Source organism: Vibrio sp. NH-UV-68 (genome assembly GCF_042940635.1).
In the GTDB taxonomy this organism is placed as follows: domain Bacteria; phylum Pseudomonadota; class Gammaproteobacteria; order Enterobacterales; family Vibrionaceae; genus Vibrio; species Vibrio pacinii.
On record NZ_CP134975.1, the window covers coordinates 1960981 to 1975767 of the forward strand.

General features: G+C 46.0%; 12 protein-coding genes. 3 read left to right on the forward strand and 9 right to left on the reverse strand.

Going from position 1 to position 14787, the window contains the following annotated elements; genetic code table 11:
• From mfd to ViNHUV68_RS08930, 3 genes are read left to right on the forward strand one after another with little or no spacing between them, the layout of a single operon-like run.
• Complete coding sequence (gene mfd, locus ViNHUV68_RS08920) at window positions 1–3462, forward strand: transcription-repair coupling factor (protein ID WP_391087497.1); 3462 nt, start codon at window positions 1–3, stop codon at window positions 3460–3462.
• Between the two features lie 51 nt (window positions 3463–3513).
• Complete coding sequence (locus ViNHUV68_RS08925; protein WP_391087500.1) at window positions 3514–4320, forward strand: CsiV family protein; 807 nt, start codon at window positions 3514–3516, stop codon at window positions 4318–4320.
• Between the two features lie 31 nt (window positions 4321–4351).
• Window positions 4352–4891, forward strand: a complete 540-nt coding sequence (locus tag ViNHUV68_RS08930; protein WP_100751913.1) for a GNAT family N-acetyltransferase — start codon at window positions 4352–4354, stop codon at window positions 4889–4891.
• Between the two features lie 61 nt (window positions 4892–4952).
• On the opposite strand, the gene ViNHUV68_RS08935 is transcribed toward ViNHUV68_RS08930, so the two are convergent.
• The 9 genes from ViNHUV68_RS08935 to hinT form a co-directional block, all read right to left on the reverse strand.
• The gene (locus tag ViNHUV68_RS08935; RefSeq protein ID WP_391087504.1) at window positions 4953–7100 is read right to left on the reverse strand and encodes a TonB-dependent siderophore receptor; all 2148 of its coding nucleotides are present in this window, start codon (window positions 7098–7100) and stop codon (window positions 4953–4955) included.
• Window positions 7101–7300: 200 nt separating this feature from the next.
• Complete coding sequence (locus ViNHUV68_RS08940) at window positions 7301–8209, reverse strand: helix-turn-helix domain-containing protein (RefSeq protein ID WP_391090301.1); 909 nt, start codon at window positions 8207–8209, stop codon at window positions 7301–7303.
• Window positions 8210–8633: 424 nt separating this feature from the next.
• Window positions 8634–9923: an NAD(P)/FAD-dependent oxidoreductase gene (locus tag ViNHUV68_RS08945; RefSeq protein WP_038172740.1), complete on the reverse strand. Its 1290-nt coding sequence runs from the start codon at window positions 9921–9923 to the stop codon at window positions 8634–8636.
• 388 nt (window positions 9924–10311) lie between these two features.
• Complete coding sequence (gene ycfP / locus ViNHUV68_RS08950) at window positions 10312–10851, reverse strand: alpha/beta hydrolase YcfP (protein ID WP_038172742.1); 540 nt, start codon at window positions 10849–10851, stop codon at window positions 10312–10314.
• Window positions 10852–10951: 100 nt separating this feature from the next.
• Window positions 10952–11806 (reverse strand): phosphotransferase, encoded by an 855-nt coding sequence (locus tag ViNHUV68_RS08955; RefSeq protein ID WP_391087507.1) that lies wholly within the window; start codon window positions 11804–11806, stop codon window positions 10952–10954.
• Between the two features lie 31 nt (window positions 11807–11837).
• Window positions 11838–12428 (reverse strand): penicillin-binding protein activator LpoB, encoded by a 591-nt coding sequence (lpoB, locus tag ViNHUV68_RS08960; RefSeq protein ID WP_038172746.1) that lies wholly within the window; start codon window positions 12426–12428, stop codon window positions 11838–11840.
• A gap of 29 nt (window positions 12429–12457) precedes the next feature.
• The gene (locus tag ViNHUV68_RS08965; RefSeq protein ID WP_391087511.1) at window positions 12458–12847 is read right to left on the reverse strand and encodes a DUF1425 domain-containing protein; all 390 of its coding nucleotides are present in this window, start codon (window positions 12845–12847) and stop codon (window positions 12458–12460) included.
• Complete coding sequence (locus ViNHUV68_RS08970) at window positions 12844–14238, reverse strand: COG3014 family protein (RefSeq protein WP_391087513.1); 1395 nt, start codon at window positions 14236–14238, stop codon at window positions 12844–12846. The genes ViNHUV68_RS08965 and ViNHUV68_RS08970 overlap by 4 nt, the downstream gene beginning before the upstream one ends.
• Window positions 14239–14341: 103 nt before the next feature.
• Complete coding sequence (gene hinT, locus ViNHUV68_RS08975) at window positions 14342–14692, reverse strand: purine nucleoside phosphoramidase (RefSeq protein ID WP_038173059.1); 351 nt, start codon at window positions 14690–14692, stop codon at window positions 14342–14344.
• Window positions 14693–14787 lie beyond the last annotated feature (95 nt).

The following is a 14787-nucleotide window of genomic DNA, read 5'->3' on the forward strand; positions in this document are numbered from 1 at the left end:
ATGCCCAATACATCATTACTCACTCTGGCAGCCGCTCATGGCGCTGGAGACAAAAAACAAATTGGTAACCTTCATGGCGCTGCTCTTGCGTTGGCGATCGCTGAAATTGCTGATGCGCATGCAGGGCATACCTTGCTGGCGGTTCCTGATCCACAAACAGCACTAAAACTGCAGCAAGAAATAGAGCAATTTACCGCGCAAGACGTCGCGCTGTTTCCTGATTGGGAAACGCTGCCCTATGATAACTTCTCGCCACACCAAGAAATTATCTCGGATCGTATTTCGCGTCTCTACCAACTTCCGACCCAGACCAACGGCATCACAATTGTACCTATTAGTACATTGCTGCAACGCCAGTCGCCACGCGAGTTTTTGCTACAGCACACATTGATGGTCAAAGTCGGCGACCTGTTTTCGCTCGAGAAACTGCGCCTCCAACTGGAGAAATCCGGCTACCGTCACGTCGACCAAGTTTTTGGCCCTGGCGAGTATGCCAGTCGTGGTTCGATTCTCGATCTATTTCCTATGGGTTCAGATGCACCCTATCGCATCGATTTTTTTGATGATGAAATAGATACGATTCGTACCTTTGATCCCGAGAATCAACGCTCGATTGAAGACACTCAGCAAATACGCCTACTGCCGGCCCATGAGTTCCCGACCACTGAAAGCGCCATTGAAGATTTTCGTATTCGTTGGCGCCAACGCTTTGAAGCGCGTCGTGAGCCTGAGTCGGTCTATATGCAAGTATCCAAAGGCACCTGGCCTGCTGGTATCGAGTATTGGCAGCCGCTGTTTTTTGAGCAAACCGAAACTCTGTTTGACTACATTCCCGATAACAGTCAGCTGGTGACTGTAGGGGACATTGAAACGGCCATTGATACCTTTTTGACCGATGTTGACTACCGCTACGACCAGCGCAAAATTGACCCACTTAGACCACTTTTGCCCCCACATGAACTGTGGCTAAAGAAGGACGAGCTGTTTAGTCACTTTAAACCTTTGCCGCAAAGTCAGCTGTTTATCGACCCGATTAGTGAAAAACAAGGCCGTAGCAACCTTGAACTCTCGCCGCTACCTGACCTTGGCGTTCAACATCAAAACAAAGAGCCGATGGCAGCCCTACGTCAGTTCAGCGAAACCTTTAGCGGAAAAATCGTTTTTTCTGTCGAGTCAGAAGGTCGCCGTGAAGCTTTGTTAGAGCTGTTGCAACGAATCAAACTTAGACCCGAATCCGTCGAGAACTTTGCTCAGGCGTTAAGCGCTAAAGAGAAGTTCAGTTTAATACTCGGCGCCGCAGAACACGGTTTTGTCTACGGCAATGATCACATCGCTCTTATCTGTGAAAGTGATTTGCTCGGCGATCGCGTCATTCAAAAACGGCGCAAAGACCGCAAGAGCACCAACAGTGACGCGGTGATCCGTAACCTCGCGGAGCTAAAACCTGGCCAACCTGTTGTCCACATTGATCACGGTATTGGTCGCTATATTGGTCTACAAACCCTTGAAGCCGGTGGCATGACCACGGAATACGTGACGCTCGAATACCAAAATGACGCCAAACTGTATGTTCCGGTCGCCTCGTTAAACTTAATCAGTCGCTACTCAGGGGGCGCGGAAGATGGCGCACCATTGCACAAACTCGGTGGTGAAGCTTGGACAAAAGCGCGCCGTAGAGCGGCAGAGAAGGTGCGTGATGTGGCCGCTGAATTACTCGATGTTTACGCCAAGCGAGAGATAAAACCTGGCTTCAAATTCATGCTCGACCGTGGCCAATATGCCACCTTCAAAACGAGCTTCCCATTTGAAGAAACAGACGATCAGGCGATGGCCATTAATGCCGTGCTGTCTGATATGTGCCAAGCCAAAGCGATGGACCGTTTAGTCTGTGGTGATGTTGGTTTCGGTAAAACAGAAGTGGCGATGCGCGCCGCATTCGTAGCCACCGATAACGACAAACAAGTTGCGGTCCTCGTTCCAACCACCCTGCTTGCTCAACAACACTTCGAAAATTTTCGCGACCGTTTCGCTAACCTGCCAATTCGAGTCGAGGTCCTGTCTCGTTTCAAATCAGCCAAAGAGCAGAAACAAGTCATGCAAGATATTGAAGATGGCAAAGTTGATCTTGTCGTCGGTACGCACAAGTTGCTGTCAAACGATATCAAGTTTAAAGATTTGGGCCTGCTCATTGTGGATGAAGAACACCGTTTTGGTGTGCGTCAAAAAGAGAAAATGAAAGCAATGCGTGCCGATGTGGACATTCTCACCCTAACGGCAACCCCAATACCACGAACCCTCAATATGGCGATGAGTGGCATGCGCGATCTGTCGATCATTGCGACGCCACCAGCGCGCCGTCTGGCGATAAAAACCTTCGTTCGCCAACGCGATGACGCCGTGGTGCGCGAAGCGGTTCTGCGAGAAGTTATGCGTGGTGGCCAAGTTTACTTCTTGCACAATCAAGTCGAAACCATTGATAAAATAGCGGCAGATTTAGAAAAACTCATTCCGGAAGCGCGCATCACAGTGGCTCATGGACAAATGCGCGAACGTGAACTTGAGCGCGTGATGAATGACTTCTATCACCAGCGCTTTAACCTATTGGTGTGTACCACGATTATTGAAACTGGTATTGATGTTCCGACTGCCAATACCATTATCATGGACAGAGCAGATAACCTTGGCTTGGCTCAACTGCACCAATTACGTGGCCGTGTAGGTCGTTCACACCACCAAGCTTACGCCTATTTGCTGACACCACACCCTAAGGCGATGACCAAAGACGCAATTAAACGCCTCGATGCTATTGCCTCACTCGAAGACTTGGGCGCCGGTTTCACTCTCGCGACTCACGATCTTGAAATCCGTGGCGCAGGTGAACTGCTCGGTGATGAACAAAGTGGTCAGATTCAATCGGTCGGGTTCACTCTCTATATGGAAATGCTCGAACAAGCCGTTGAAGCTCTTAAGCAAGGTAAAGAACCATCATTGGATGAGTTGTTACGTGACCAGACGGAAGTCGAGATGCGGGTTCCCGCGTTATTGCCCGACGACTATATCCCTGATATTAATACCCGTTTATCTATGTACAAACAGATCGCCAGTGTCAGCAGCGAACAAGAACTGGCTGAACTTAAGATTGAGCTAATTGATCGCTTTGGTTTACTGCCCGATGCAGCCAAGAATTTACTGTCTGTTGCACAACTAAAACTTACGGCAGCAACACTGAAAGTGAGGAAGGTTGAAGCGCACGATAAAGGTGGCTTTATCGAATTCTATCCAGATGCTGACATTAACCCGATGTACTTAGTTAAACTATTGCAATCTCAGCCACAAAAATTCGCGATGGATGGCCCAACTAAGTTCAAGTTTACGATACCATTAGTCGATAGACGTGAGCGCATTCAGTTTGTGAATGACATGTTGGCAGAATTCCAGCAAAATCTATTACCTAAGGCTTAGAAAGTCCACCAATTAACTTAAAGGTGCAATGCACCTTTTCTTGGAGTTGTAATGAAGACATTGATCCCGCTGTTACTGATGCTGGTTGCAATGCCGTCGATGGCACAGCGTCAGTTTGATATCGAAGTGATCATTTTTAAACGTGCGGTTGAAGCTGAGCAAACCTCAGAGTCATGGCCAAACAAGCTGCCTGAGATTGATCTTACTCGCGCAGGCTCTTTTGCCGATGCCAGCTTTCGTGCCAATAAAGGCGTCATGATGCTGCCTTACTCAGACTATCAACTAACCGGTGAAGTGCAAAAGCTTAAGCAGCACGCAGGTTTCGAGGTGCTGATGCACAAAGCGTGGCGTCAAGGTGACCAAGGGCGTTTTGGCGCACCTATTTTTCACGTTCAAGCCGGAAAAGACTACTCGAATCAATTTAAACCCGACGGCTCAATGCTTGGCGACAATAGTGGCAATCAAGTCTTGGAAGGGGTAACCGAAGAGACGATCCCACAGCCGCTCTACGAACTTGACGGTAAGTTGCAAGTGTATGTCGAACATTACTTGTATGCCGATGTAGAGATGGATCTGAAACAACCAAGTGTGCGTGACATTATCTTGCAAGAACGCCAACCGCAATTAGCAGCCGTTGATGCTGATGCTGATGCTGATGCTGATGCGCCAACACTAAACGCTCAAGACCAAACCACCCAAGTCGGTATGATGGAAGAAATTTCACCTACCGTTGTGAAGCAAGAGTTTCTTAAAAGCTATCGCTTGGATCAAAAACGCCGCATGCGCAGTACTGAGACTCACTACCTTGACCACCCTCTGATGGGGGTTATCATCCAAGTCCGTCGAGTCAACCAATAATGATTAGCCCTCATTGCGAGGGCTTTGTTTTATGAGCCCAGATTACCAAATCATCACCCAACAGCTGACATTGCGATTAATTGATGCTCCAGAAAGCGACAAGCTGCAAGACTGCATCCTCGCCTCTCCTAGTCTGCATCATTGGATAGACTGGTGTCATTGCGACTTTTCATCCCAAGAAGCAGAACGATTTTTATTAGCGACGCGTCTCAATTGGGTTAAAGGGGATGCGTATGGCTTTGGTGTGTTCTGCCGTACAACTGACGAGCTCATTGGTATGGTGGCGATCAACGAGCTGTATCACACCTTTAATATGGCGAGTATCGGCTACTGGATAGCGGACAAATATCAAGGCAAAGGCTTGGCTAAGAAGGCGGTAAACGCACTGATTGAGTTCTGCTTTTCGCAGCTAAAACTGACACGTATTGAAGTGGTTTGCGATCCGAAAAACCTCGCGAGCCAAAAGTTGATCGAAGCGTGTGGTGGCGAATTTGAATGTCAGGCGAAGAATCGCTTTATCTTTGCAGGTAAACCTCAAGTGGGTTTGGTTTATTCAGTCATCCCAGACTAGAAGCTCACAAAACGACAAAAGCAGCCCACATAGGCTGCTTACATTGATGGCTTCAAGTTAATTAGAACTCGTAATTGACGTTGAGCTCTACTGATTGCTCTGTACCGAACCAACAGTTAGATTGGTCATAACAGGTGTAATACTCTTCGTTAAATAAGTTGTTAACCAATAGATTAGCGGTGGCACCCGCTAGAGCATCGCTCGCGGCCCCCAAATCGTAGCCTACTGATAAATCAACCACGGTGTAAGCCGGAACTTTACCTTGAGTATTTGTTGCATCCCTCTCCATCTCACCCATATAACGAGCACCAACACTCCAACGCGTTGCCGCTAAAGGGCCACCATAGACATAATAATTACTCCATAGATTAGCAGCGTGGGTTGGTACGTAAATAGGCGTCGTACCTTCAAGGTCTGGATTGGCATCTTCCGTTACTTCCATATCAACATAAGTGTAGCTGGCGTTAACATCCCAATCTTCCGTCACAGACCATCGACCCTCAACTTCCATACCTTGAGAGCGAACTTCACCCAATTGAATCTTTGCCCGATAGGTTGGATCCGCCGGGTCTGCCGCAATCGAGTCTTTCTTAGTGATGTAAAAGTATGACGCCGTAAGTTGTTGTGATCTATCAGCAGAAAGGTATTTCACCCCAAACTCTACCTGCTCACCCAACTGAGGCTTCAATGAGTGACCGTTAATGTCGGTACCTGCAGCTGGCTCAAAGCTCGTAGCATAGCTTACAAAGGGAGAGACGCCATTTTCTAGCTCATACAAAGCACCGATGCGGTAAGAAAATTGGTTGTGATCGGCGGTTTGTGTGCCATCGCTGGTCGGGCTCAAGCCAGTTTTATCGTCACTTGCCTTAAATAGGTCGTAACGTCCACCCGCAAGCAGAACTAATCCATCGTAACGAACTTGATCTTGGAAGTATAAACCCAGTTGTTCGGTCGTTATGTCATGCGATTCACGGTAATTCTCTTGAAGCTGGCTGTTATCAAGCAACTCATTATTTGGATGGTATGCATCAAACCCGTAGAATCCTGCATTCGCTGTAAACTCTTGATATAAAGAGTCACCTGCGAGTTCTAGGTAATCGATACCAAACAGTAGATTTTGCTCTAGGCCACCGATTTCAATAAGACCTGAAATTTGGTTATCGATAGCAAAGCTTTGAGACTTCTCATCCGTGCTATATACGTTGCGCATTAAACGACCAGTCGCAGAATTAAAGTTGGTACTGCGATGGTAGGTATTTTTTTGAGATAGCGACGCATCGGAATAACGTGCATTCTGTAGGAAAGTCCAGTTAGGGTTGATCTGGTGGTTGACCTTATAACCGAGCATAAAAACTTCGCGCTCAAAAGTGCTCCAGTTTTTATCGCCCATAGACACAGAAGGCTCACTAGCTTTCAATGCTTCAAGCGGCATTGCAGAGTTTATGCCCATTGAAGGATCGTTCTGATAATAAAGATTGAAGTTAATTAATGTTCTATCAGATACCTGCCAATCTAACGATGGAGCAACCACATAACGCTCTTCTTCACCATTATCAACTTGGCTGTCCTGCTTACGAGCAAGTGCAACCAAACGGTATGAAAATTCACTATCAGCCAAATGCCCCGCAGTATCAATTGATGCTTGTGTTAAGTTTCTTGAGCCTGCGGATAGGCCCACTTTTGTAGAACGATATTCTTGAGGCGTCTTCGCAATCATATTGACCATGCCACCCGGTGGCATCGCACCGTAAAGCACCGATGTGGGCCCCTTAAACACTTCTACTTGCTGAATTGCGATTGGGTCAATCTGAGGTTGTAGGTTCCAACCTGTGAGGAAGGGTAAAATCAATCCATCATAATAGCTTTGCTTGTTAGTAAAACCACGAATAGAAAACGTGTCATACATAGTCACCGAAGCCCCCTTTTGCTCCGTCACAACACCTGGCGCATAGCGAAGGGCTTGATTCAAAGACTTGACACCTCTTTGCTCTAACTGCTCTTGATCAATAATCGTAATACCCTGAGGGGTTTCTTCTGGCTCCAGCGCCGACTTGGTGGCGGTATTCCGATAGGCTTTGCCTAAAACAGTGACAGTTTCTACACTAGAGTCTGTCACAGCAGCGTTTTCCTGTGCCGATGCTTGCACAGAGAACGCCGTCAGTAACGCGACTGCCAGTGATGAATAGTTAAAACGAGCGTGAGTTGTCATGATTCCCTCGGTACCAATAATTAACACAAATAATAATAAATCTCATTTGCATTGTATGTATTTGGCGAAGGGATAATTAACAATTTGGTGCAAATTAGCAAGAACTTGGTCTATTTTGCTAGCATTGGACCCGAGGGCGATGAAAAGCGCGATCTGCCTATTGAACAAAAATCTCAATAGAGAGCAAGACATCGGGTTGATTACGTCTTAATAATAGGAATCCAGTACTCCATTTCAGCATCGCAGGCATCGGGTTGATAACCCAATGGATACACTTCGAGTTCATAACCATCTACGCCACGATAACCAGAACTTGGTAGCCAGTTAAGCACAAACCAACTCAAAGTATGTCGCAAAGCCTCAATAGGCCCACAATGTTTTACCACGGCGTAAGTTTGCTTATGAATGGTCAGTACCTCTAATCGCTCAGAGATAATGCTCGGTAACTGGGGGATTGCAGCACCTTCATCAAGCTCGACACTAGCCCAATAGTGAATATTAGTGCCATCAAAGCAAGACTGAGTAAGGTCGACAACACCAACAAACTGCAGCACGTTATCGTTTGGAAGCGTCATTTCATGTGCCAAACGCCGCCAAATTTCAGGGACTTTCTGTACAAAGTCTTGAGTAAGTGAAAACAAGCCCGTGATTTCTGATGTAATGCCTTTGACAAGGAAAGACTCTCTTTCATCAATCCGAACCTCAACAAAACTGAGCCCTCCCTTCTCGGCGGCACTCACGGCTTTAGACACTTGTATCGGTTTTCTCAACCCGACTCTTTTACCCGCTTTTCTATACTGGCTTGGACTAGTCCCAAAATACTGCTTAAACGAACGACTAAAGCTAATTTCAGAATTGAACCCAAGCCCAAGCGCAATATCTATCACACGCTCTGTGCCATCAAGCAACTCTTCCGCCGCTTGGCTTAACTTCAGCTCTCTCACATAGTTTGCCACCGTAAGCCCAGTTTCGGCTTGAAACACTCTTTGCAGTTGCCAACGAGACCAACAACTTTGTTTCGCAATATCTTCTAGCGATAACGCACAACTGAGGTTGGCGTGGATATACACCAGAACACGATTAATACGATCAAATGCAGGGGTGTTTATATTCAAGTTTTCATATTCTCTATCGTTGGCAACGGGATATTACCTTCAGCAGTGCTTTGACACTTAACAAGGTTCGTATTACTTACAAACCGTCCACACAAAATTTATGCATAGCCCAAAAGACAGATGATCCATTGGTAGGTTGTCTTTAATTGCGCTCAATGATAATGCAACTAGTTCTCATTTAAAATGATTAGTTAACAATCATCACGATCTGCAAGCTATAGATCGCCTGGATGAGTCTCCTATCCAACTGATAGGTCATCCAGATCCGGCCAGACCAATGCTAATGAAAAGTTGCGCTAGTATTAGATAGGTGTCAGGTAAATGGTGTTAACCACGCGGTGGTGTCCTACCTAAGTCGCCGATTGAGATATAAAAAAACCGGAGCAATTTTGCTCCGGTTCCAATGCCGTACTCTTAATCAGTGCAATTTCAAATTAGGGCGAAGTACACGGTTGATGCGTCCCATCAAAATGATCAGCGCGGTCTTAAACAAGCCATGGAGCGCCATTTGATGCAAGCGATACAGCGAGATGTACACCACACGTGCAATACGACCTTCAACCATCATTGAACCTTTGGTGAGGTTCCCCATCAAGCTACCTACGGTTGAGAAGCGACTGAGTGAAACCAATGACCCCTTGTCTTGATAAACATAAGGCTTAAGTTCACGGTTATTAAGTTTCGCGACAATATTAGAAAACGCACGACTGGCCATCTGGTGTGCCGCTTGAGCGCGAGGCGGTACAAACGTTCCATCAGCTTGAGTACATTGAGCCAAGTCACCAATCACGAAAATATCATCATCACGTGTGGTTTGAAGCGTCTCTTTGACCACCAGTTGATTAATACGGTTAGTTTCAAGCCCAGCGAGATCTTTAATAAAGTCTGGCGCTTTAATACCGGCAGCCCAGACCATAATCTGAGCCGAGATCTTATCGCCCTCTTTTGTCACTAAGCCGTCAGCTTCGGCTTTCGTTACCATGGTGGCAGTACGAACATTAACGCCAAGTTTGGTCAACTCGTGGTGCGCCGCAGAAGAAATACGTGGTGGCAACGCTGGTAGAATACGCTCGCCCGCTTCAACCAAATTGACGTTCAACTTGCTTGAATCTAAATCGCCAAAACCATAGGTACGCAATTCTTTTACAGCATTATGGAGCTCGGCAGAGAGTTCGACACCCGTTGCACCAGCACCGACAATTGCAATATCAACCGTGCCGTTACCATTTTTGGCATGCAGTTTTAGGAATTGATTGTTCATCTCGCTGCGAAAACGATGCGCCTGCTCTGGGCTATCAAGGAAGATACAGTGTTCACGAACGCCTGGCGTGTTGAAGTCGTTCGAGGTTGAACCAATCGCCATAACCAGAATGTCGTACTCTATTTCACGACTTGGCATCAGCAGTTCACCATGATCATCTTTGAGCTCATGCAATTTAATGACTTTGCGCTCGCGATCGATGTCTTGCAAACTGCCCATTTGAAAATCAAAGTGGTGGTTTTTTGCGTGGGCGCGATAGCTCAGAGCATCGACACCTTCATCCAAAGAGCCGGTCGCCACCTCATGCAATAACGGTTTCCATAAGTGACTCGCCTTGCGATCGACTAAGGTTACTTTTGCACGCCCTTTACGGCCTAATGTACGTCCTAGTTTGGTAACAAGCTCTAAACCGCCCGCACCGCCGCCTACTACGATAATTCGTGTCACAGCAACTTTCCTCAAAACTAATTTTAAATTGACTCGAGCCGATATTCGTCCCGATGGAATTCTATATTTTGGGGTCACCTGCGGAGTTCGCTCCGCCTCAGGTGTCAACCATGAGGGTCAGATAAACGACACGCTTATTGGATAAATGAGTTAATAACTCAAGGCTAACCTCTAGGGTCAGCGCAAAATATGGGCAAGTTTTTCACTCGCTCTCAATTTTTTTTGATATTTATCAAAAAATTTGTAGTAGATTCATTATATAGCTCAAACTAAGGTACGCAACCAAAGAATGCACTTATCTTAGATATATTTACTTGCTCAAAAATAGCGGGCAACAAAAAAGCGACATTGTTACTTAATGTCGCTTTTTCTGTATTATTGACGTCAATTAACTGTGTTTAAACGCTTTCATGGTTTGAAGATGTTGCGAGATCTTTTTAAATTTATGCGTTTGAGTTTCGTCCCAAATGATATCGTAATACGCTTCTAATTCCGCGGCAGTTTTACTATTGTCATGAATTTCATCCTCTTTAGATAAAATCACCAGACAACGCCCTTTATTCTTACCTCTAAACTCAGAAACACATTTCGTCGCGATATCTTCGTACTCTTCCGGACGATCAATTCGCCCCTGCATAGTGCGCTCAGGATGCAGGTTGGGGTTAAACATCACTTGTTTAATACCACATAGAAAACCGATCCGTTCGGACCAATAAGCCCCTAGCCCAACACCACATATCATCGCCTGCTTGTCACCTGATTGTTCAATCACCTTATGCACTTCTTTTAACAAGTGCTGCATATCATGCTTGGGATGCAGGGTGCTGTAGTTGATGAAACGAATATCATCATCAATGAATTGCAACTGGAGCACTTTTTCGTGGTTGCCTGGGCTAGTTGAATCAAAACCGTGTAAATAAATAATCATTGTAAATCCCCCGATCCTTGTGCTTTAAATCTACCACGAAAACTAAGGTTTAAAAGTTAACGGTTTGAGATATCTGGCCCCGAGACACAAAACAGTGATCTTAACTGCAAAATGTTTTCTGCAGTTGCTGCGCCTGGGTTAAATATTGCTCATCTCCCCACAACTGATAAGCGAGTAGATACCACAGCATTGCCATCATTGTGGCGCGCGGTTTCCATGCCATCACACCTTCAACCCAATCATCGACCCCTTCTATGTTACGCAATTGACAGTAACGATATATCGCCTCGAGCGGTTTTTCATCCATCACATCAATACTCAAAGTCAAATCCAAACGTGGATCCGCTATCACGGCATACTCCCAATCGATAACTTTATTACCACTGGTGGTTTTGACCATGTTGTAGCCCGCTAAATCAAAATGACACAAAGTGTGGCCAACATCAGCTAAAGCAGGAGCAATTCGCCAGCGTTGGTAAATAGATTGGTAGGGTTCACACTTGTTGTGCTCATTAAGCAACATCCAGTAATGATCAACACGCGCAGTAAAATTGAAAGGTGCAACGGGAATACGTTGCGTATCAAGCCCATGGATTTTGATCATGGTCTTAAGCAATGCATCAAACGACAGCTCATTGGTTAAGGCGTCGCCTTCGACCCAATCAACCAATAATCCTTGATCATTGATATACACCGCTTTCGGTCCAATATGACTATCTTCTATCGCGGCTAGAATCTGGTATTCCTGAAAGCGAGATATAGAAAAGGCTTTGGTAATCGGTGTCGCTGGCCGCCAAACATACGCGTTGCTATCGTTGGTGACCACTTTCCAACAACGGTTAGTCAGGCCGCCAGTCAAGGTTTGCGCATAGGCGGGAGGAGCAGAAAAGAAGTGCTCGAGTGACAGTAAAGATCGGTCAAGTTGACTTGCCTCATCCCATGACATTCTCGCCATCGCACACCTCTTCTCTGATTGGCAGTGTTGGTTACATACCTAAAAAGCTTTTTGACTCTTGCTTACGAATTTCGGTTTCATCAGCCCATTCAATCAGGCCAGTTTCAAGATCCATTAAACGCATGGTCATCTTGTAGTAAACATCTTTATCACTGCCCGCATTTTTGGCAATGCTAGACAGGTTGCCGTACATCATGTACTGAGCGCCGACCATTTTACCAAATTGAATCGCCGTGCTCTGATTAACTAACTCATCATTGTTTTGGAAGTTAAGTTGATCACGAACGGACTCGACTCTGTCCATATCAACAAAACGGAACTTACCGGAATTCAGCATCTTAGTACTAATTGTATCAGTAATAGACTCTGTATCGATGTGTTCACTGGTTTTATTTTTGATACGCTCAACAAAAACAATCGGACGCGAATCACGCGTAATCGCTGCAACCGATCCCGACATCATCATGCTATCGACCATTTCGCCAGCAATTTTTTGCAAGTCTGTTGAGCCAAAGTCGATGGTGGTGGTTTCAACGGCTTGCGCATCACCGTAACTCACTTGATTCGAACAGCCGCCTAAAACCACCGCTAAACCAAGCAGTGCAACTACACTTTTATTCATTATTAGTTCCTCTAAATATTTTGGATTAATTATTGATCTAATTGACGAATCTGGATTCGGAACTGACGTCCGTTCGGATTAATCGAGACTTCCGACAGTGACACCTCTTCAGTTCCACGGATCACTGCTTGTCGCCAAGGACTCAGCTTAGTGTTCACTTCTAGACCTTGGTCGTCATACCAGTAAAAACGGTACTGAACATGTTGATCGCCCGAATAGTGACTGACTAGACGAACCGCACCACGCGCTCGACCATCCACCTCGGTTGTTGAGATGTCATCAATGACTAAACGCCCAGCTAAAACGTTATCACCAAAAATTACGGTTTGAGATGCGCCGTCAATGCGCAATCCTGCCGTGTTATCCGCACAACCTAGCAGGGTTAATGCCACAAATGCGAAACTAAGCCATTTTTTCATCGTATGTTTCCTAACTGTTTATGCCAAATGATCGAGTTATTACTTTGTCGAGATAACCAAACTAACGCAGTTTGTCCCGGCTCAACGTTAAAAGTATAGGGCTGCCCGTTAACCATTAAGCTCTGCTCTCCCGGCTCGGTCTCAAGACTCGCACTATAAACGTTAGCTGGTAGGGATAACCAACTGCGTGTGTCTGGCTGCTCTGTTAGTGTATTCCACACATTGAACAATAAGTTGCCGACATCATCATCTTGTGCCGCCTGACGACGTAACTGATCTTTTGCCCACACCCGCAATACTTGCCGTATCACCAATGACGGCATACGTTCAGACAAATCGTGTTGAGCCATCAAGTTAATGTCAGTCAGTTGACTTTCACTCAGAGCTTGGCCATTCAACTCTAAAGGTAAATAGTGGTCAGCTTGCAGCTCTGGATAGTAAGGCAATGCGACAGAATACCAAGCGCCATTACCACGACTGTCATATAAGGGTAAAGCTTGCTTCCAGCCTTGCAGGGCCTCAACCACCCCACGCTCATCAATAACGATAATACGACTGCGTTGACGATCAAGATAATTGGCTTGACCATAACGTTGCTCGAGCTTGCTCAGATCTTCATTCATCGCTAAGCGTTTAGCTACGCGCTTTGTGCCATCAATCACTTGGTCGTTTTGCGGCATAACGGCTAATGCACGTCGATAATCGACATAGGCACTATTTAGGTCACCTTCGGCTTCATAAAGCAGCGCTGATAAATAGAGTAAATAGCCATTTTGCACCGCTTGCAACGTCGTGCCCGCATCAGGGTAACGGGACAAAACACTGCCTAAATTTGGCGTTAAGCCTTGCTGTTGCATTTGTGATTGAGCCGATAATAGCTCTTTCTCGCGCGCTTTACGTGCCTGCTCCTGAACCTGATTGGCTCTGCGCATTTCGACCAAAGCGCCCTCTAAGTCGTTTTGTTTAACGTAGTTCAAACCAAGATAGAGGTGAAGGAAACCTAGCTCATAGTCAGCAGGCTGATACGACGAAAGGTTGTCATTGACAGCCAATGCAGACAAGCTTTGTGCGCTTTGAGAAACAGAAATAGTCGCAAGGTCTTGTTGCTCACGTAGCGCCTGATCACTGAGTTCAAAAGCTTGCTGACTCGCAGGATAATCTTGATTGAGTAGATAAACTCGCCCCTTTTCGAAATTATCGAGAATCTCACCGGCAACAGAATCAGGCAGTGCCTGCTCTGCGCTCGGATAATCACCACGTTGTAAAGAGCGGTGCAGTTCGCTGTTTTGAGCGCTGTAGTGACTAAAGAGATTTCCTGCGGATAAGTTTGCGCAGGCAGAGAGAACCAACGTACTCCCAAGTACTAATGCGAGTCGCCTATATTTTTGCACTTCGCACTCCCTGTTGATGACGAAAAAGCATGGATTGATGTCCATGCTTTGCAAGAGGTTGTTTTATGACAACACATTTAATATTTGGTTCGCTAGCGCTTAGTTAGCTCATCAACATTGGTCCTAGAGGACGACCACCGACCAAATGCATATGGATGTGATACACCTCCTGGCCACCGTGCGGATTGCAGTTCACAATCAGTCGATAGCCATCTTCAGCGATTCCTTCTTGTTTTGCTAACTTGCGCGCGACGACGAACATCCGCCCCATCACAACTTCATCTTCGTCTTCAATATCGTTGACCGTAGGAATCAATTTGTTAGGAATAATCAAAATATGGCTGGGTGCACGTGGATTGATGTCGCGAAATGCAGTGACTAGGTCATCTTGGTAGATAACATCCGCTGGGATTTCCTTACGAATGATTTTACTGAAAATGGTTTCTTCGGCCATGAAGTGCTCCATAGAGATTTGTGCTGGTGGAATCTTTCGCATCGAGTATGCGTCAAGCTTCGCAAGATCACAATAAAAAACAGTGTTCATGTCAA

Excerpts from the sequence above, each read along its gene's own strand:
- hinT (WP_038173059.1), bottom strand. The coding sequence starts at position 14,692 with ATGGCCGAAGAAACCATTTTCAGTAAAATCATTCGTAAGGAAATCCCA.
- ViNHUV68_RS08955 (WP_391087507.1), bottom strand. The coding sequence starts at position 11,806 with ATGGCGAGAATGTCATGGGATGAGGCAAGTCAACTTGACCGATCTTTA.
- lpoB (WP_038172746.1), bottom strand. The coding sequence starts at position 12,428 with ATGAATAAAAGTGTAGTTGCACTGCTTGGTTTAGCGGTGGTTTTAGGC.
- ViNHUV68_RS08930 (WP_100751913.1), top strand. The coding sequence starts at position 4,352 with ATGAGCCCAGATTACCAAATCATCACCCAACAGCTGACATTGCGATTA.
- mfd (WP_391087497.1), top strand. The coding sequence starts at position 1 with ATGCCCAATACATCATTACTCACTCTGGCAGCCGCTCATGGCGCTGGA.
- ViNHUV68_RS08965 (WP_391087511.1), bottom strand. The coding sequence starts at position 12,847 with ATGAAAAAATGGCTTAGTTTCGCATTTGTGGCATTAACCCTGCTAGGT.
- ycfP (WP_038172742.1), bottom strand. The coding sequence starts at position 10,851 with ATGATTATTTATTTACACGGTTTTGATTCAACTAGCCCAGGCAACCAC.
- ViNHUV68_RS08925 (WP_391087500.1), top strand. The coding sequence starts at position 3,514 with ATGAAGACATTGATCCCGCTGTTACTGATGCTGGTTGCAATGCCGTCG.
- ViNHUV68_RS08935 (WP_391087504.1), bottom strand. The coding sequence starts at position 7,100 with ATGACAACTCACGCTCGTTTTAACTATTCATCACTGGCAGTCGCGTTA.